The organism is Nocardioides sp. (genome assembly GCF_050246775.1).
Taxonomy (GTDB): Bacteria; Actinomycetota; Actinomycetes; order Propionibacteriales; family Nocardioidaceae; genus Nocardioides.
In genome coordinates this window covers 237,582-255,538 of record NZ_JBFWVK010000006.1, presented here as the reverse complement: position 1 = coordinate 255,538, position 17,957 = coordinate 237,582, and the positions used below count along the sequence as shown (strand labels likewise).

The window sequence follows — 17,957 nt, the reverse complement described above, 5'->3', positions numbered from 1 at the left end:
CCAGAGGTCGCAGGTTCAAATCCTGCCCCCGCTACAAAGTAGAACTGCAGGTCAGAAGCCGTTTCAGGAGCAATCCGGAGGCGGCTTCTGTTGCGTCTGGAGGGCCTTGCGGTAGCCGCACGGTAGTGGGCCAAGGCGCAGGTGTGGACGAGTCTGGACCTGCATGGACACGCACGGAGCGACCTCTGGGTTGGCGACCCGGAGCACCTCAGGAGCCGGCACCTGCGCTTGCTGGCTGAGTGCCGCTAGCGCTCAGAGGTCGTTGCGAGTGCGTCGACCGTCTCCAGCGCAGCCCTGGTCACCGTGGTGAGGTCGACATGCGCCGGATCCACGAGGTACTGCAACACGATGCCCCGAACGACCGCCTCGATCACCGTTGCGTGGGCGCCTGGATCGATGTCGGAGCGGATGCTCCCGTCCTGCACTCCCAGCTGGATACACCTCCGCAGATCGTCTCGGAAGCTCTGGTAGGTCTCACGGACAGCCGCGGTTACTGAACCCGGCTGTCCGATCGAATCAGTTCCGAGGACGAGCATGACTTTTGCGGGTCGTGGGTCGGCCTGGAACCGTTTGAGGTACGTGTCCACCATGCCGCGCAGCGCGTCGTGACCATTGCGGGTCACGTCGGCGCGCATGGAGTCGTGGTAGCGCTCCCGAATGGTGGCGATGACGCCTTCAACGAGCGATGTCTTGCTTCCGAAGTGGTAGTTCACCAGCCCCCGACTCAGCCCGGCGACCTCTTGAATTCGGCTGAACGTCAGACGACGGTAACCCTGCTCGGCGAGGATCTCGATCGCGGCGCCGACGAGTGCTCGTCTGGCCGCGTCGCTTCGCTCGTCCTGGCTAGACACCGTCGACTGTGCTCCCACTTGGCTTCGCCACCTCCGCACCGAAGGGTATCTGGTGCTCACCCCGCACCCGTGCCGGTGGAGTGCTCAGACATGAATCGGTTGACGTGAACATCTCAGGCCGGCGCCGCGAGCACGTGGACCACGCACACGGCACCCAGGCCGACGAGGTGGGCGAGTCCGAGACGGGCATCAGGCTGCTGGCGGATGCCGGCCTCGCCTCGCAGCTGCTGGGTGATCTCCACGATCTGCCCAACCCCGGTTGGCCCGATCGGGTGCCCCATCGCCAGCAGTCCGCCTGAGGGGCTCACCGCGACGCGACCACCGATATTGAACTCGCCGTCGCGCAGGCAGGACGGTGCTGCTCCCTCGGCGCAGACTCCCATCGTCTCAAGGTACTGCAGCTCTTCGATCGCGAAGGCGTCGTGCAGCTCGATGACGTCGAGGTCGCTCGCCGCGACACCCGCCTCGGACAGCGCCTGTTGCGTCGTCGCGCCGGTCAGTTCGGCGTCATAGCTTCGCGTGCCGTACAGCTGCTCGGACTGCTGCGCACTGGAAAGCACCCGAACGGCTCTGGCTGGGTCGATTCCAAGCGCGGCGATCGCCTGCTCGGAGGCCACCACCACGGCTGCGCCGCCCTCACCGACCGGGCAGCATTCCAGTCGCGTCAGGACCCCGGCGATGGGCCGGTCGGCCAAGACTTCCTCGATCGTTCTGCGCTGCTGGCGGTGGGCGAAGGGATTGTCCGCGGCGTTGTTGTGGTTCTTGACCGCGACTCGGGCCAGGTCCTCGGGGCCGCCGCCGCGCGAACGCAGATACTCCTCGGCCAGCAGCGCGAACTGGACGGGTGGCGTCGTGAGCCCCTCGTCATGAGGTGAGATCCCCGTCATCGACTCGGCCCGGAGGCCCGGCGCGGCCTTGTCGACTCCGATCGCAATTGCCACATCGGCGAAGCCGGCGGCGATGTCTCGAACCGCGAGGCGGAAAGCAGAGGATCCTGAAGCCGACGCGTTCTCCACCTGCGTCATGGCGATTCCCGTCACCCCGAGGTGGCGCAACAGCGGGCGGGAGACGGCCATCCCGAGTCGGGTCGAGCCGGTGTACGCGGTCTCAACAGAGCTCCAGGGGATGCCGCCGTCGTCGAGTGCCGCCCGGATGGCTGTCAGGCCAAGGTCGACGAAGCTGGTCTCGGTGGGCCGCTGGTAGCGGTGCAGGCCGATCCCGACGACGTACACAGGCCGCAGGTCGGAGAGGGTCATTGCCATCAGAGCGCCTCCCCGAACTCGGCGAACACCAGTGCTTCGCCAGCTTCCGTCGCGTGAACCCTGACGCCGGCCCTTGCGTGCTCTGACAGCAGGGCCCTGAGCATCGGACCCTCATCGAGGTGGACGGACCCGATCCGCAACGACTGACTCGCTGTGCGGTGAACCGTCACAGCGTTGAGGACCGTGCCCTCACCTGTGAGTGTGGTGTCCACGAGGTCAACGCCGTGCCCCCCGCAGTTCTCACAGCCGAAGTGCTGAACGGGTGTTGCCACGTGCTCGCAGCGTTGGCAGCGGACGCCGCGTAGTGGCAGCAAGGGGAAGGACATCTGGGCTCCCTGGTGAGTGTCAGTGGAATTGGACGGGGAAGGTGTAGCGAGGCGGTGTGTTGGTGTGGTCGACGCGGTCTGGAGTGTTCTGTGTTGCCAGGGCGATGGCCTCGCCCACGTCCAGGACCCGATGCGCTGGCACGCCGTGCCGATCGAGAAGCCGGAGGCACTCCTGCGAGTCGAGCTCGCTCACCGCGCGTGTGATGGCGGCGTTGATGGCCGTGGCGTCTCTGCGTCGAGCCGCGGGTCTGCTCCACTGCTCGCCCTTCCAGGCGACGAGCCCCAGTGCCTTCACGAGCCCGGACCAGAAGTGGTCCTCCATCGCTGCGATGGCGATCTGTACGCCGTCAGCGCTGATGAACGTGCCGTAGGCAGCCCGGTCCTGTAGGAAGGCTCGCTGCTGAGCCCGGTCGGTGAGCCCGAATGCGTCGAAGTCACCGATGCGAGGATTGAGCCAATGCGCCAGGCACGCGGTGATTCCGACGTCGAGGTGGCCGCCGCGCCCTGTCCGGTCACGCTCCCTCAGTGCGGCGAGTACGGCGACTGCGGCGTACAAAGATGACGCAAGGTCGGCGATCGGGAGGCCGGGGTTCCACGAAGGCAGATCTCCAGGGCCGGCGAGGGAGAGGACGCCGTTCGCGGCAGCGTAGGTGATGTCGTGTCCCGGGGCATCCCTCATGGGGCCGGTCTGGCCGAAGCCGGAGATGGAGACATACACGAGCCTGGGATGCGCCGCGCAGGTCGCTTCGCGTCCGAAGCCCAGACGTTCCAGCACTCCGGGGCGGAAGCCATCGACCAGCACGTCTGCCGTCGACAACTCTGCCTCCAGAGCGGCGCGTCCGGCTGCGGACTTCAGGTCGAGGGTCTCGGCCTGCTTGCCTTGTCGCAGGATGGCGAAGAGCCCGGGTGCAGTGGACCGCGCAGGGTCTCCGCCGGGACGCTCGAGCTTGACGACCTCGGCGCCCAGGTCGGACAGCACCGACGTCAGGAACGGGCCGGGCAGAAGTTCTGAGAGGTCCAGGACCCGGATACCCTCCAGAGCCGAGTTCATCGCTGCACCAACTCGACGACGGCATCCACGGCGACGACTGAAGGTCCGTGCGCGTCGACTGCTCGCAGGACGACCGGGTTGAGTTCCAGCTGCTCGATCTCGGGATGGGCGGTCACCAGGTCGGAGATGCGACAGAGCAGCGAGACGAGCGCCTCGATGTCGAGTGGCGGGCCACCTCGATGGCCGTCGAACAGCGGGCTCACCCGCAACTGTTCGATCATGGCGAGTGCCGTTGGGCGTTGCACAGGGAGCAACCGGCGCTGCACGTCATCGAGCAGCTCGACCAGGACACCGCCGGCTCCGACGGTCAGCACGTGACCGAACGTGGCATCGACGTGGACGCCGACGATCAACTCGAGGGCGACGTCATCGATCATCTCCTCCACCAGGATCCCCAGGACTTCGACGTCCGGGGCAGCCTTCCCGATGGCATCCAGGATGCCGTCGTACGCCGCTCGCACCTGGTCGCCGCCGCGGACTCCGACTCTGACACCCCCGATGTCGGACTTGTGAGCAAGGTCTGGGCTGACGATCTTGAGGACGGCAGCACCGGTGAGTTCCGCAGCCGCTGCGACCGCCTCCTCGTCGGTGTGCGTCAGTCGACCCTTCGGTACCGGGATGCCGTTGTGAGCGAGCCACGACTTCGCGGCGACCTCGGTCCTCACCTCTGGAGCCGGTGTGGAGGTTCGCAAAGACGGACGCTGGATCATGGGCAACGGCTGCCCGCCGAGCGGCAGCGACGCGCGCCAGTGACCGTGCGCAGCCCAGCGGGACACGGCCTTGACCGCCTTCGACACACTGTGGACAGGCGTCAGCCGGGCGTCTGCCAAGACTGAGTACGCCGGGCCTCGTCGATCGCTCATCCAGACCGGCAGCAGTGGTGTGGTGCTCTCCAACTGCATGTCGACCATCGCGTTCGCGACCGGCACGGTGGTGTCGCCATAGTCGACGGGGATCGGCGCCAGGACCACGTCCACTCCGGGGTCGGCCGCCAGCACGCGAAGACTCTGCAACACCAACTCTGGCGCGGCCAGACCGGCGGCAGTGATGTCCACCGGGTTGTCAAGGGCGGCGTAGCTGGGCAGGATCGCCCCCAGCTTGGCCTTGGTGTCTTCATGGAGCTCGACGAGCCGTAGGCCTGCCTGTCCCACGGCGTCCGCGCACAGTGACACCGCACCGCCGGACATGCCCCAGATCGCGACGCCCGCGTCGGCCGGCGGCGTTGCCCTGCTCAGCAACGAGGCCACATCGGCGAGTTCGTCGATGTCATCGACCTCGACAACGCCGAACTGGGCAAAGACCGCCGAGTTGATCGCCGCTTCTCCCGCCATGGCAGCGGTGTGGGATGCGATCGCGCGGACGCCGTACTCCGATCGGCCGATCTTGAGGGCGACCACCGGCTTCGCAGCAGCCGCCGCGAGGCTGATGGCGGCTAGGAAGGCTGCACCGTCAGGGATGCCCTCGAGCAGCACGGCGATGGTGGAGATCTCTGGATCGCCGGCGAAGTAGGTCACGACATCTGGGACGTCGAGATCTGCGGCGTTTCCGAGGGAGGCCCACAGGCTGGTGCCGAGGCCTCGCTCCGCCGCCTGCAACACAGTGCGGCCGAGACCTCCACCCTGGGTGGCCAGGCCGATAGGCCCCGCCGTCAGGTCACCGGTGTAGGACGGGGAGAACGTCATGCCGATCCGGTCCCGGATGTTCGTCAGCCCAGGACAGTTGGGCCCGACGATGCGCATGCCCGTCTCTGCGGCGATCCGAGTCAGGGCACGTTGCTCCTCCGCGCCTTGGTCACCTACCTCGCCAAATCCAGAGGTGAGGATGACGACGAAGGAGACCCCGGCTGCCGCACACTCCTTCACCGCTTCGACGACCCCCGCCGCCGGGATCACCACGACCGCGACGTCCACAGCTGGGGATACGTCAGCGATCCGAGGGAAGCACGGACGTCCGAGCACCGTGGATCTGGTCGGGTTGACCAGATGCAGGCTTCCCTGGAGATCCGAATGGTCGGCGAGGTTCTCCACCACGCGCCGGGCGATGCTGCCGGGTCGCTCCGAAGCGCCGATGACGGCGACGGAGTGCGGTGTGAACAGGCGGGTGAGATCGGTGGTGGTCATCAATATCCTCAGGAAGGGGGTCAGCGGATGGCCGAGATGCCAAGTAGCTCGCGCCCGATGATGAGCGTCTGGATCTCAGGTGTGCCTTCAGGGATGCTGCCTCCGCGGGTGTCCCTGAACAGCCGCTCGATGGGGTACTCGGTCGCATAGCCGAGGCCACCGTGGACGGCCATTGCAGCGTCAGCGACCTCGTGGGCGGCTTGGGTGGCGTAGAGCTTCGCGATGGAGGTCTCGACCCGCCCGGACTCGCCCCGGTCGAGAGCTGCTGCTGCTGCGTAGCAGAGCGCCCGTGCGGCATCGATCTTCATCCGCATCCCGACGATGTGTTGCTGGATCAGCTGGAACGAGGCGATCGGGCGCCCGAACTGCTGGCGGTTCTTCGCGTAGTCGAGCGAGAGTTCGTAGGCACGCTGCGCCGCGCCGACCGCACCCATCGCCACGTTGATCCGAGCGGGGCCGATGAAGGCGAGAGTGCCCTTCAGTGCGGAGCCTTCCGGGCCGAGGAGGTTCTCCTTGGGCAGTCGGACTCCGTCGAACGCCATCTCGGACGTGCCCGTTGACTGCAGCACCATGGTCTCGACCTTGGACACCGAGAAGGGCGTGTCGCGGCGGTCGACGATGAAGGTCGACAGAGCCCCATCACAGGTCGGGCTGAAGGTGCGGGCCAGGACGGTGCCCCAGTCGGCGAAGAGCCCTCCAGTGATCCAGAGCTTCTGTCCGGTCAACACCCATTCGTCCCCCTGGAGCTCAGCCTTGGTGGTGATCGACGAGACATCCGAGCCGGAGTCCGGCTCGGTGATCGCAGTGAACACCTTCTCCTCGCCGCGCAGCAGGGGAGCAAGGTAGCGGTCCCGCTGCGCCCGAGTGCCCACCTGGGCCAGCCTCTCGGCGGGGCCGTTGCTGATGCTGACCATGGTGCGCAGCGACGGCCAGCAGTAGCCGAGCTCTTCCATCATCATCGCCCACGTCACCCGGCTGATCCCGAGTCCACCTTCGTCCTCGGGAAGGTAGCCGCCGAGGTAGCCGAACGGCGCGAGTTTGCCAAGCACGTCGAAGGGGAAGGTCTGTGCGCGTTCGTGCTGCTCCACGAGCGGTGCGACCTCGGTGGTGAGGAAGCGCCGGATGGCGGCACGGAGTTCGGTCTGGTCGTCGTCCAGTTGGAAGTCCATCGGCGTATCCCCTTGTCGTTGTGGTGCGACCAGTGCATCATACTTCCTGTACGTACAGCAAGGAAAGGATGCCGAATGTCGGATCTGCTGGAGTTGAAGGGCCGTACGGCCTACGTCACTGGTGCAGGACAAGGGGTAGGGCGACGGATCGCCCTGCACCTGGCCGAGCACGGCGCTGGTGCTGTGATCGTGAACGACTTCCGACTGGAGCGCGCTCAGGCAGTGGCGGCCGAGGTCGAAGAGCGCGGCTCGCGCGCGATGGCGTTGGCGGGCGACGTCTCCGACTACGGGGGAGTCAGGGAGCAAGTCGCGACCGCACTGAGTGAGTTCGGCGGAATCGACATCCTGGTCAACAACGCTGGAAACGCCGGCCCGAACCCGACCGACACGATGTCCCGGCCTTTCTGGGAGCAGGAACCGGAGGACTGGAACGGCTACCTGGCAACGAACCTCTATGGCGTCCTCAACACCAGCCGCTTCGTGGTTCCCTCCATGGTCGAGCAGGGCTACGGGCGAATCGTCAACATGATCTCCGACGCCGGGCGTTTCGGCGAGCGCGGACGGGAGCCCTATTCCGCGGCGAAGGCAGGCGTTGCCGGCTTCACGCGGTCGCTTGCGGCCAGCCTCGGCCGCTACACGATCACGGCGAACTGCGTCTCCCTCGCCGCCACCCGCACGCCCAGGACCGAGAAGCAACTCAGTGACGAGGCAGCAGCCAAGAAGCTGCTTGCGCATTACCTGATCCGCCGGACAGGAGAGCCCGAGGACGCAGCCAATCTCGTCCTGTTCCTCGCCTCCGACGCTGCGTCGTGGATGACTGGACAGACCGTCCCAGTCAACGGCGGCTACTCGTTCGCACTCTGAGAGGAAGTCATGCCTGTTGTCATCACCGAGAAGTGCGGGGAGATCGGCGTCATCACGCTGAACCGACCCGAGGTCCGAAATGCCCTGAACACCGAGACCCGCACCGCCATGCGCGCAGCGCTCGATGCCTTCGATGCCGACCGTGACGTGCTCGCGGTCGTCCTGACCGGTGCCGGCGGAACGTTCTGCTCAGGGCGGGACCTGAAGGCAGCTGCCGCGGGGGAGCCCATCTACCCGAACAGGGCTGCAGCGCTCGGGTCCTTCAATCGTCGGTCCATTGCAAAGCCCGTGATCGCCGCGGTGGAGGGATGGGTGCTGGCGGGCGGCTTCGAGCTGGCGCTCTCGTGCGACCTGATCGTGGCGGGCCAGGACGCCAAGTTCGGGCTTCCCGAGGTGACACGGAACCTGGTCGCCATCGGCGGCGGGCTCCTGCGGTTGCCACGGCGCATGCCGTACCACGTTGCCATGGAGATGGCCCTCACCGGCGAGACGTGGGGTGCCGAATCCCTCGCCAGATGGGGGGTGGTGAATCGGGTCGTGCCCACCGGTAATGCCCTCGAGGCAGCGGTCGCCCTGGGCGAAAAGGTCGCCGCGAACGGACCCAGCGCCGTCCGAGCAGCCAAAGAGATCATCAGGACAGCGTTCGACGCTGTGCCGGAGGAGCACGCCTTCGACATGCAGATGGCCTCTGCCGAGCCGGCGCTATCATCCCCTGACGGCGTCGAGGGTATTCGTGCGTTCGCTGAGAAGCGTCGACCGGTGTGGAGTGACCGATAATTTCCGTCGGCGCTGACGCGCGGCGAACAGACCCGGAGGCAGCACGTGGAACTGCGAGATCTCGAGGCCTTCGTGGCCGTGGCCGAGGAGCTGCACTTCGGCCGTGCCGCGGCGCGGTTGTACGTCGCTCAGCCATCCCTGAGCAACCGGATCAGCCAGCTCGAGCGAGAGCTGCACCTACTGCTGTTCGATCGCAGTACCCGCAGCGTCACCCTCACCGATGCTGGGCAGCGCCTGCTCAAGCCGGCACGACTGGTGCTGAGAGATGCAACCGCCGTGCGCGAGACGGCTACATCGATCGTCGCGGGCGAGGAGGGACTGGTTCGTGTGAGCTTCCTCGGTGCGGCCAGCCAACGGGCCTTGTCACTGCTGGCGCACGCGGTACGACGGAGCCATCCGGGAATCGAGCTGCTCCTGCAGTCGCAGGTGTACGTCGACGTGGCCTTCGATCTGCTGTGCGACGGCGACCTCGACCTTGCGTTCGTCCGCTCACCGATCACTCGACCGGAGCTCAGCTTCCGCGTCGTCGAGGTCGAGCAGCTGATGTGCGCGCTCCCCGAGGGGCACCGACTGGCTGACCGGGACAGCATCCGACTCGAGGATCTCAAGGATGACGGTTTCGTCGCCATGCCGGAGAGCAGCCGATCGATGTTGCGTGCAACGCTGCACAGCATGTGTCTCGCGGCCGGGTTTCCGCCGCGCATCGCGCAGGTGGCGCCCGACCCTGCCACGGTGATGGCGCTGGTCGCGGCGGGTGCCGGTGTGACCATCACCCTGAGCTCGATGCGACCGGTCCAGAACGTGGGCATCGTCTACAAGCCCCTCGAGGACACTGAGCCGCAGCACTGGTTCGCAGCGCTGGCCTGGCGCACCGACAACGCCACGCCTGCACTGGCTCGGGTCCTGGAGATCAGTGAGGAAGTGCTGCCAACACCAGACCTGGACCCCTACGGCATCAAGGAATCGGACCTGCGCGTCGCACTGTGACGCTCGCACCACTTCACCTTCGGAAGGCACTACCTTGTCGGCACTCTTCAGTCCGCTCACGATTCGCGGAGTCACCACCCGAAACCGCATCTGGCTGGCACCGATGTGCCAGTACGCCGTCTCAGCACGCGACGGCGTACCGACCGACTGGCACCTCACGCACCTGGGGGCCCGGGCAGCGGGCGGCTTCGGGCTGGTCATGACCGAGGCGGCGGGTGTGACCGCGCAAGGTCGCATCAGCCCCCAGGACGTGGGGTTGTGGAACGACCGCCACACCGAGGCGTGGGCTCGCATCGTCCGCTTCATCCACGAGCAGGGCGCTACCGCAGGGGTACAGCTCGCGCATGCGGGCAGGAAGGCCGGATCGTCGAGCGGTTCTGCGTGGTTCGACCCGGCGGCGGGTGTCGCGGACTGGGAGACCATCGGACCCTCGGCGTTGCCGTGGAACGGCTTCCCGCCTCCACGGGTGATGTCGCGATCGGACATCCAAGAGGTGGTCGCGGCCTTCGCTGACGCGGCTCGGCGAGCCGATGAGGCGGGCTTCGAGGTCGTCGAGGTGCACGGAGCGCACGGCTACCTGCTTCATGAGTTCCTCTCGCCGCTGTCCAACCATCGCGAGGATGAGTACGGCGGGTCGCCGACCAACCGCGCACGGTTCCTCGTGGAGGTCGTCACTGCCGTCCGGGCCGCCTTGCCTCGGGACAAGGTGCTGGTCGTGCGGCTGTCGGCCACCGATTGGATCGACGGCGGATGGACGCCTGAAGACTGTGTCGAGCTGGTAGCGAGGCTCTCTGACTACGGCGTCGACCTTGTGGATGCGAGCTCCGGCGGTCTGGATGACCGACAGGTCATCCCCGTCGGACCCGGCTACCAGATCGGCTTCGCGGAGCAGATCCGCGCCGGTGCCGACATCCGCACCGGCGCGGTCGGGTTCATCACAGATCCGGTGGAGGCTGAAGCGGTCATTGCCGCCGGTCGAGCCGACATCGTCTCCATCGGGAGGGCCGCACTTCGGGATCCGTCCTGGCCTCTACGGGCCGCGCATGAGCTGGGAGTGTCTCGATCAGAGGCTCCCTATCCCATTCCGTATCTCAAGGGAGCCTGGCGACCCGAGGGCGCAGCGCTCGAGCGCTGAGAGCAAACAGACCGCGACCCACGGTGGCTCTGGCGATTAGTTCGACCGGGTTATGAGTCATGAGTCGATTGGTATTGGACCGCTGAGCGCTCGCGCCACGAGCATGGAGTGAAGCAGGTCACATCCGTATCGAAGGGACACCGCCCGTGAAATTGCGTCTGCACCATGTCAATGTCGTCTCAGACGAGATGGATGAATTGAAGTCGTTCTATCGCGACGTGCTGAGTTTGGATCAGCTCCCGATGATCATCGAGGACGTCAAGGACCAGGCTCCGCTGACCGGGTCCGAGGATGAAGGTGAGCTGCTTCGGAGGTCGAACGCCAGCATCTTCGACTCGACGAACGCTGCGTTCTTCGACGCCAGCGGTCAGGACGACATGCAGATCCACATCGGGATTCGGCAGCCGTACCTCAGCGCGCAGTTGGGGCACGTGGTCAACCCGGTGCTGACGGGTCACTTCGCCTTCAGAACTGATGATCTCGACGCCGTCCGCAAGGCTTTGAACGACGCTGGGATCGCGTTCTCCGACTACGGAGAGTGGGTCATCAAGGGCTGGGACCAGATCTTCCTCTACGACCCGGCCGGCAACGTCGTCGAGATCCAGCAGGTCCTTTCCGACTGACGCGGGCGTCATCGCTGAGTCGGGTGGTGTGCCGGGGCTCGTCCGAGCCCCGTTGTCGCAAGGGGAGGACGGCGAGCGTGGCGGGTGTGTTCTCCGGCTACGCCAGCATCACGATGCTCATCGTCCTCGGCGTGTTTCTGGCACAGCTCAGGATCGTCGACGAGGACGGACAACGCACCTTGTCGACCTTGGCCCTCTCGGTCGCGAGCCCTGCACTGTTGATCACGGTGCTGCAGGACGCCAGCCCCGGGTCCGTCATGTCAGGGGATCTGATCGTCACGAGCGCCGCGGTCTTCATGACCGCGGCGCTCGCTGGCGTCGTGGCGGTCGCGCGAGGGATGCGGTCATCTGATGTCGTGATGTGGGCGATGTGCTCGGCGTACGGGAATGCCGGCAACCTCGGCCTTCCGATCGCTGCCTACGTCTTGGGCGATGCCGCGCTCGCGGCACCGACGTTGCTGTTGCAGATGCTCATCCTGCAGCCCCTGATCATGATGGCTATGGACGTGGATCGAGACGAGGCGGGCCTGTCCGTCCGACGGGTCATCATCGCCTCGGCGAGCAATCCGATCACGGTTGCATCCGCTCTGGGTCTTGCCCTTGCCGTCACCGGCTCCACGGTGCCCCTCACCATCGGGGATCCGTTGACTCTGCTGGCCGGGATGGCCGTCCCCTCCATGCTCATCGCCTACGGCGTCAGCCTCCGCCTGGGTCCGCTGCCTGGTCGAGGTGTCCCGCTCGGCGAGCTCGGCGTCGTGGTCGCGTTGAAGTTGATCGTGCAGCCGTTGCTGGCCTACACACTGGGGCGTTTCGTCGTGGACCTGTCGCCTTCGCACCTTCTTGCGGTCACCGTCTTGGCAGCCCTGCCCGCTGCTCACAGCGTCTTCGTCGTCGCCAACCGCTACCATCGGAGCAGCATGCTCGCCCGCGACGCCATCTTCGTCAGCACGTTGACGAGCGTCCCGACGATCATCGTGATCATCGCGATCCTGGGTTGAAGAGCGCTCTGCGAGGGACCTTTCGTTGCAGGCTATCGACTGCTACTCAATCGATATTGGACGCCTGATGCACGTTGCGAACACTATGTGACGGCGGACACAACAGGCCGCTTCCGAGCACCAGTCCAGCCCATCCGAAGGTTGAGAACCATGTCGACAGCCAATCGCCTCTACGCACTCGACGGCGCGAAGATCATCATCGACTCGCAGTGGCTCATCTTCGGTGAGAACAGGAAGCTCACGGCGCCGTGCCCCGTCTTCCTCATCGAGCACTCCCGGGGTCTCGTCCTCTTCGACACGGGCGTCGCCCCGGAGGCGTGGGACGACCCGGTCGCGGTCTACGGCCAGGGTCTTCTCGACGTGTGCAACCTGGTGCTCCCTCCCGAGAACCGGCTGGACCGCCAACTGGCGAACTTCGGATACACCGCGGCAGACGTCACGCATGTCGTGGTGTCACACGGACACTGGGACCACACCGGCGGGATGTACCTGTTCCCGCAGGCGCAGATGTACATGTCCATCGAGGACATGAGGTACTCCTTCTGGCCGGACCCGATGTACGCCGGCTTCTTCCGCAACGGCGCCGACCTGGAGAGGACCCGCTCGTTCCAGTGGAACCCGCTGCGCTGGGACCTCGATCTCTTCGGGGACGGCAGCATCCAGATCATCCGCACACCCGGACATACGGAGGGCGAGCTGTCGATGCTGGTGAAGCTCCCATCGCGCAACTTCCTCCTGACTGCAGACTCCGTGCACGTCCGCTCCCAGATCGACCAGGTCTCGCCTTGCCCGGTCGACATGAACGCCGCCGCGAGCATCCAGTCCATCCAGCGGATGACCCAGCTCGCTGCCGCCCACCAGGCCGACATCTGGGTCATGCACGACGAGGACGACTGGGCTCGTCTGGGCGGGACTGACGGCTACAAGTAGGTCCCCAGCAAGGTCGAGGGACGTGCACACGAGGCGCGTCCCCTGGCTGAGTGCGCCCTCGTGCAGGGGCCCTCCCCGCGGTCACATCCAACGAAAGGAAACCCCATGCGTGTTGAGGGAAAAGTCGCGTTCATCACTGGCGTCGCCCGAGGACAGGGCCGCAGCCACGCCATCCGGCTCGCACAGGAGGGCGCCGACATCATTGGCGTCGACCTACTGGAGGAGATCCCCGGGGCCCCGTACGGGAGGGCCACTGAGCAGGACCTCGCCGAGACAGTGCGGGCTGTGGAGGCCGCCGGTCGGCGGATCCTGGCCACTCAAGCTGACGTCCGTGACATCACGGGCCTCCGCAAGGCAGTGGACGACGGGGTCACCGAGTTCGGTCGGCTCGACATCGTCTCGGCCAACGCAGGCATCTTCACCCAGATGGCTCCCAGCGAGGAGCTGGACGAGGACATCTGGCACAACATGATCGACACCAACCTGACCGGCGTCTGGCACACCGCGAAGGCCGCGATTCCGCACATGAAGGCGGCAGGCAATGGCGGCACGATCGTCATCACCGGCTCCCAGGGCAGCATCGTCGGCTTCGGAAACATCGCCCACTATGTCTCGGCAAAACACGGTGTCGTCGGACTGATGCGCACCCTCGCCCTGGAGCTGGCCCCGTGGAGCATCCGGGTGAATGCCGTCCTGCCCACCCAGGTCGATACCGACCTGATCATGAACGACGCCACCTACAAGCTCTTCTCCCCAGACGTCGAGCACCCCACCCGCGACGACTTCGCGCCCGCGTCGCAGGCCCTGCACGCACTGCCGGTTCCCTGGGTCGAGTCTGTCGACGTCTCGAACGCCGTGTTGTTCCTGGCCTCGGACGAAGCTCGCTACATCACCGGCGCGATGCTGCCGGTCGACGCGGGCGCCGCGCTGTAATGAAGGCTCACATCGCCCGACTCGAGATCACCGATCTCAGCAAGACGTTCGGCGAGACGAGGGTGCTCTCGGACGTGGACTTGAGTGTCGCCCCGGGTGAGATCCATGGTCTCGTCGGTCAGAACGGGTCAGGCAAGTCGACCCTCATCAAGATCCTGACCGGCTATCACGCGCCAGACCGGGGGGCAGACTACCGAGTCGATGCAGTGCCGCTCGCGCTACCTGTCCGGTGGCGGCAGGCGCACGCCGCCGGAGTCTCCGTCGTGCACCAGGACCTGGGACTACTCGATGAACTCTCGGTGGCCGAGAACATCTGCGTGGGTGGCTTCCCCACCACCCGCCCCCTTCGTCGCATCGATCGTCGTCGGACCCAGGAGGTTGCTGAGGAGGTTCTCCGGCGCTTGAGCGTCGCGCTCGACCCATCGATGGCCGTGGCAACCCTCAACGCGACGCAACGTGTGGAGGTGGCCGTTGCGAGAGCACTACGCGACCAGCAGTCGGGGCGTGGCCTGATGATTCTCGACGAGTCGACCCGTGCGTTGGGCGGCGTCGACCTCGAGAAGTTCCACGCGATGTTGCGCCGGCTTGCCGATGACGGTGGCTCGATCCTCATGATCAGTCACAACCTTCCCGAAGTGCTTCAGGTTTGCGACCGGGTCACCGTTCTCCAAGACGGTCGCGTGGCTGCCGGAGGAGTACCGACCACGAGCCTTGACGAACCTGAGCTCGCACGGCTGATGCTGGGCAGATCCGTCGCGACGCTCTCGGCGCCGAGGAGAGCGGCGCACAGCGCTGGACAGGATCCAGCCCACATCACCGTCGCCGGGCTTCGAAGCAAGGCACTGGCCAGCATCGACTTCACGGTCGGCGCGGGAGAAGTCGTCGGCATCACCGGGCTTGCCGGCAACGGATACGAGGAGATCCCTTACCTGCTGGCAGGTGCACGCAACGCCCTGAGTGGAGAGTTGCGCACACCGACCGACAGGCTCGACCTGCGGCGAGCGAACGTCGGCAGGTGCATGCGCGCCGGAATCGTCTTGGTACCCGAGCGGCGAGAGCGTGAGGGCCTTGCCTTCGACCAGAACGTGCGAGACAACATCTGCCTGCCCACGATCACCCGCCACGGTCGACCGTGGTTCGTCGGCCGCCGGTGGCAGGACACCAAGGCCAGAGCCGCCATTCACTCATTGGACATCAAGCCCCAGTCGCCTCACCTCCTCGTCAAGAAGCTGAGTGGGGGAAATCAGCAAAAGGTGATGGTGGCCAAGTGGCTGACGTCCACGCCGGCTCTGCTTCTGCTGCACGAACCGACGCAGGCCGTCGACGTCGGTGCCCGCTTCGACATCTTGACTGCGCTGCGACACGCGACCGCGGATGGAGTCAGCATCGTCATCGTCAGCAGTGAACCGATGGACCTCGTCGCGCTCTGCGACCGCATCTTGCTCTACGACCCCGAGTCCGGCCTGGAGCACGTCGAGCACGACGTCGACGTGATCATCGAAAAGACGTACGGCGCCCACGTTCCGATGGCTCATGAGGCCATCTCCACACCCGACTCCGTGAAGTGAGAGGACGTAAGCACATGACCGACCTGGCACCTCGTCAAAGTGACGTGAAGACCGACAGCGGCACCACGGTCGACGGATCGCGTCCAGCGAGTTCGGGACGTCGCCGACGCTGGCATGTCGTGAGCCTGCACGCCCTCGTCACAAACTACGCCCTGGTCGGGGTGTGGGCTGTGATGGCCGCGTTCTATGCGGTCGTGGCGCCCGCGTTCTGGACCGTGCCCATAGCGCAGTCGATCTTCAGTTCGCAGTCGGTGCTCCTCACCTTGGGGATTGCATCGCTGTGCACCTTCGTCGTAGGAGAGTTCGATCTCTCGTTCGCCGCCGTGATGGGACTGTCGACCACCACGGTGCTGGTGTTGTCGGGGCTGCACGACGTGAACCTGGCCCTGGCATGCCTGATCGCGATCCTCATCTCGGTGTGTTGTGGACTCCTGAATGCGTTCTTCGTCGTCTTTCTCGAGGTCCCCTCGTTGGTGGTCACGCTCGGCTTCGCCAGCCTCTTCCTGGGTCTCGCTCAGTTCATCGCGAAGTCGAGCATCGTATCCATCCAGAATCCAGACTTCAGCAAGTTCGCGTTGCATCCCTTCTTGGGCTTGCCAGTGTCGTTCTATTACACGCTTCTTCTCGCGGCGGCGTTCGCCTACGTGATTGCCTGGACACCACTAGGGCGACACATGGTGTTCACCGGCGCAAATAGGGAAGTGGCGCGCCTCGCAGGGATCAACGTCAATCGTATTCGCGCGGGAGCGTATGTGGCCGGGGCTCTCGTCGCGGGCCTCGCGGGTGTTCTTCTGGTCGCGACGGTGGGAGGTTTCGACCCCACCTCTGCCCCCACCTTCCTGCTACCCGCGCTCGCCGCGGTCTTTCTGGGGACCGCGGTGGTGCAACCGGGGAAGTTCAACGCGATGGGCACCGTGATCGCCATCTACTTCCTCGCGACAGGAATCATCGGCCTTCAGCTCCTGGGCTACACCGGTTGGGTGCAGGACGCGTTCTACGGAGCCGGTCTCGTACTCGCCGTGACGATAGCGACCGTCGTTCGATCACGAGCCCGCCGGTGACCGTTCTCGCAAGATCCCTCGCGCGTCCTGAGGGGAGTCCCTAGCGGAAAGCCGCCGTGCGAAACGGCGAAATCAAGAACTCGGTATTCATCGACATCAGACGACAATTGGGAAAGATGGTGATTCGGCATGTCTAGCATGCGAATTTATGGAATTGCGGCAGCTATCGGCGGCGTACTACTCGTCAGCGCTTGCGGTGCGAGTGAAGCGGACACGAACAACGACGATGCCGCTGGGCCGTCGGTCAGCAGCGACGAGGCGGTGGCGACCGCGAAGTCGGACCTCGCCGAGTATCTGCCGCTGCGATCCACCTACGACGCCATCGCTCCTGTCGCGGGGGATACGTCGAGCCTGACCGGCAAGACCGTCTGGATCGTTCCGGTCGGTGTGGCCAACGGTCCGCTGGCTGCCCAGAACGCAGCCGCCGAGGACGCTTTGAGCCGCCTCGGCATCAAGGTGCACATCTGTGACGGCAAGTTCGTGCCCACCACGATCACATCGTGCCTGAACCAAGCAGCGACTCAGGGCGCCGACGGGGTCGTCACGACGTACATCAACTACAGCACCGCCCCGAACGCATTCGACAACCTTGTCGCTCAGGGCATTCCCGTCTACCTCGGTGGTGCCGGCCCGGATGGCGGCAAGACCGAATCGACGGCGGAGCTTGGTTTCAACGACCAGACGGAGACCCTGTTCCTGGAGCAGAAGCTGCAGATGTGGGCGACGATCGTCGACAGCGGAGGGAAGGGCGACGTTCTGTACGTCCAGAATGACAGCGGTCCGTTGGAGCGAACTCTCAACAAGGAGGTGGACGCCTTTTTCAAGGAGGCCTGCCCCGACTGCTCAGTCACGACGGTGCCTTACCAGATCTCAGCGATCGACAAGGTCAGTTCGGCCGTGAGTGCTGCCCTCAGCTCGCACCCTGACATCAAGTACGTGATCTCCGAGTTCGACGATGCCCAGCCCTACGTGATCAGTGGCCTCACGGCTGCCGGGTTTGCCTCCAAGGTGAAGTTCTCCTCGGGCAATGGCTCGCTGTCGTCATTGCAGTTGCTGGAATCCAGCCCGATGCCGTTCTTCAGCGCTGGTCTGAGCATGACCTACATCGGCTGGCAGTACACCGACGGCGTGGTCCGGATGATGCTGGGGGAGGTGCCCGAGTCGGGTGTTGGTGTGGTTCGTGGTTTCGACAAGGAGAACGTTGCGGATCTGGATCTGTCGGAGTCGGCGTACGACTCGATCGAGTGGTTCGGTTCCGACGACTTCGAGCAGCAGTTCCTGAAGGCTTGGGGAGTCAGCTAG

General features: G+C 65.4%; 17 protein-coding genes. 11 read left to right on the top strand and 6 right to left on the bottom strand.

Going from position 1 to position 17,957, the window contains the following annotated elements; translation table 11 throughout:
* Positions 1–245: 245 nt before the first annotated feature.
* The 6 genes from AB7I40_RS21410 to AB7I40_RS21385 all read right to left on the bottom strand — a co-directional run bounded on the left by AB7I40_RS21410 (position 246) and on the right by AB7I40_RS21385 (position 6,779).
* Positions 246–851 carry a TetR/AcrR family transcriptional regulator gene (locus AB7I40_RS21410; RefSeq protein ID WP_428344971.1) on the bottom strand — a complete coding sequence of 202 codons (606 nt, stop codon included), beginning with the start codon at positions 849–851 and terminating at the stop codon, positions 246–248.
* A gap of 113 nt (positions 852–964) precedes the next feature.
* A complete protein-coding gene (locus tag AB7I40_RS21405) occupies positions 965–2,113 on the bottom strand; it encodes a thiolase family protein (protein WP_428344972.1) in 1,149 nt (382 codons plus the stop codon).
* Positions 2,113–2,439: a hypothetical protein gene (locus AB7I40_RS21400; protein WP_428344973.1), complete on the bottom strand. Its 327-nt coding sequence runs from the start codon at positions 2,437–2,439 to the stop codon at positions 2,113–2,115. Before AB7I40_RS21400 ends, AB7I40_RS21405 begins: the two co-directional genes overlap by 1 nt.
* Positions 2,440–2,458: 19 nt before the next feature.
* Positions 2,459–3,490: a CaiB/BaiF CoA transferase family protein gene (locus AB7I40_RS21395; protein ID WP_428344974.1), complete on the bottom strand. Its 1,032-nt coding sequence runs from the start codon at positions 3,488–3,490 to the stop codon at positions 2,459–2,461.
* The gene (locus AB7I40_RS21390) at positions 3,487–5,610 is read right to left on the bottom strand and encodes an acetate--CoA ligase family protein (RefSeq protein ID WP_428344975.1); all 2,124 of its coding nucleotides are present in this window, start codon (positions 5,608–5,610) and stop codon (positions 3,487–3,489) included. The genes AB7I40_RS21395 and AB7I40_RS21390 overlap by 4 nt, the downstream gene beginning before the upstream one ends.
* 20 nt (positions 5,611–5,630) lie before the next feature.
* A complete protein-coding gene (locus AB7I40_RS21385; RefSeq protein ID WP_428344976.1) occupies positions 5,631–6,779 on the bottom strand; it encodes an acyl-CoA dehydrogenase family protein in 1,149 nt (382 codons plus the stop codon).
* A gap of 75 nt (positions 6,780–6,854) precedes the next feature.
* Between AB7I40_RS21385 and AB7I40_RS21380 the strand changes: the two genes are divergently transcribed.
* The 11 genes from AB7I40_RS21380 (at position 6,855) to AB7I40_RS21330 (ending at position 17,957) form a co-directional block, all read left to right on the top strand.
* Positions 6,855–7,643 (top strand): SDR family NAD(P)-dependent oxidoreductase, encoded by a 789-nt coding sequence (locus tag AB7I40_RS21380; RefSeq protein WP_428344977.1) that lies wholly within the window; start codon positions 6,855–6,857, stop codon positions 7,641–7,643.
* Positions 7,644–7,652: 9 nt separating this feature from the next.
* Positions 7,653–8,420 carry a crotonase/enoyl-CoA hydratase family protein gene (locus AB7I40_RS21375; RefSeq protein ID WP_428344978.1) on the top strand — a complete coding sequence of 256 codons (768 nt, stop codon included), beginning with the start codon at positions 7,653–7,655 and terminating at the stop codon, positions 8,418–8,420.
* Between the two features lie 45 nt (positions 8,421–8,465).
* On the top strand, positions 8,466–9,407 hold the full coding sequence (locus AB7I40_RS21370; protein ID WP_428344979.1) for a LysR substrate-binding domain-containing protein: 942 nt from the start codon (positions 8,466–8,468) through the stop codon (positions 9,405–9,407).
* A gap of 34 nt (positions 9,408–9,441) precedes the next feature.
* A complete protein-coding gene (locus tag AB7I40_RS21365) occupies positions 9,442–10,542 on the top strand; it encodes an NADH:flavin oxidoreductase/NADH oxidase (RefSeq protein WP_428344980.1) in 1,101 nt (366 codons plus the stop codon).
* Between the two features lie 146 nt (positions 10,543–10,688).
* Positions 10,689–11,165, top strand: coding sequence for a VOC family protein (locus AB7I40_RS21360; RefSeq protein WP_428344981.1), 477 nt, complete (start codon positions 10,689–10,691; stop codon positions 11,163–11,165).
* 77 nt (positions 11,166–11,242) lie between these two features.
* The gene (locus AB7I40_RS21355; protein ID WP_428344982.1) at positions 11,243–12,163 is read left to right on the top strand and encodes an AEC family transporter; all 921 of its coding nucleotides are present in this window, start codon (positions 11,243–11,245) and stop codon (positions 12,161–12,163) included.
* 150 nt (positions 12,164–12,313) lie between these two features.
* Complete coding sequence (locus tag AB7I40_RS21350) at positions 12,314–13,093, top strand: N-acyl homoserine lactonase family protein (RefSeq protein ID WP_428344983.1); 780 nt, start codon at positions 12,314–12,316, stop codon at positions 13,091–13,093.
* 105 nt (positions 13,094–13,198) lie between these two features.
* Positions 13,199–14,026: a mycofactocin-coupled SDR family oxidoreductase gene (locus AB7I40_RS21345; RefSeq protein WP_428344984.1), complete on the top strand. Its 828-nt coding sequence runs from the start codon at positions 13,199–13,201 to the stop codon at positions 14,024–14,026.
* Positions 14,026–15,594, top strand: coding sequence for a sugar ABC transporter ATP-binding protein (locus AB7I40_RS21340; RefSeq protein WP_428344985.1), 1,569 nt, complete (start codon positions 14,026–14,028; stop codon positions 15,592–15,594). The genes AB7I40_RS21345 and AB7I40_RS21340 overlap by 1 nt, the downstream gene beginning before the upstream one ends.
* Positions 15,595–15,608: 14 nt before the next feature.
* Positions 15,609–16,655, top strand: a complete 1,047-nt coding sequence (locus AB7I40_RS21335) for an ABC transporter permease (protein ID WP_428344986.1) — start codon at positions 15,609–15,611, stop codon at positions 16,653–16,655.
* 138 nt (positions 16,656–16,793) lie between these two features.
* Positions 16,794–17,957, top strand: a complete 1,164-nt coding sequence (locus tag AB7I40_RS21330) for a substrate-binding domain-containing protein (RefSeq protein WP_428344987.1) — start codon at positions 16,794–16,796, stop codon at positions 17,955–17,957.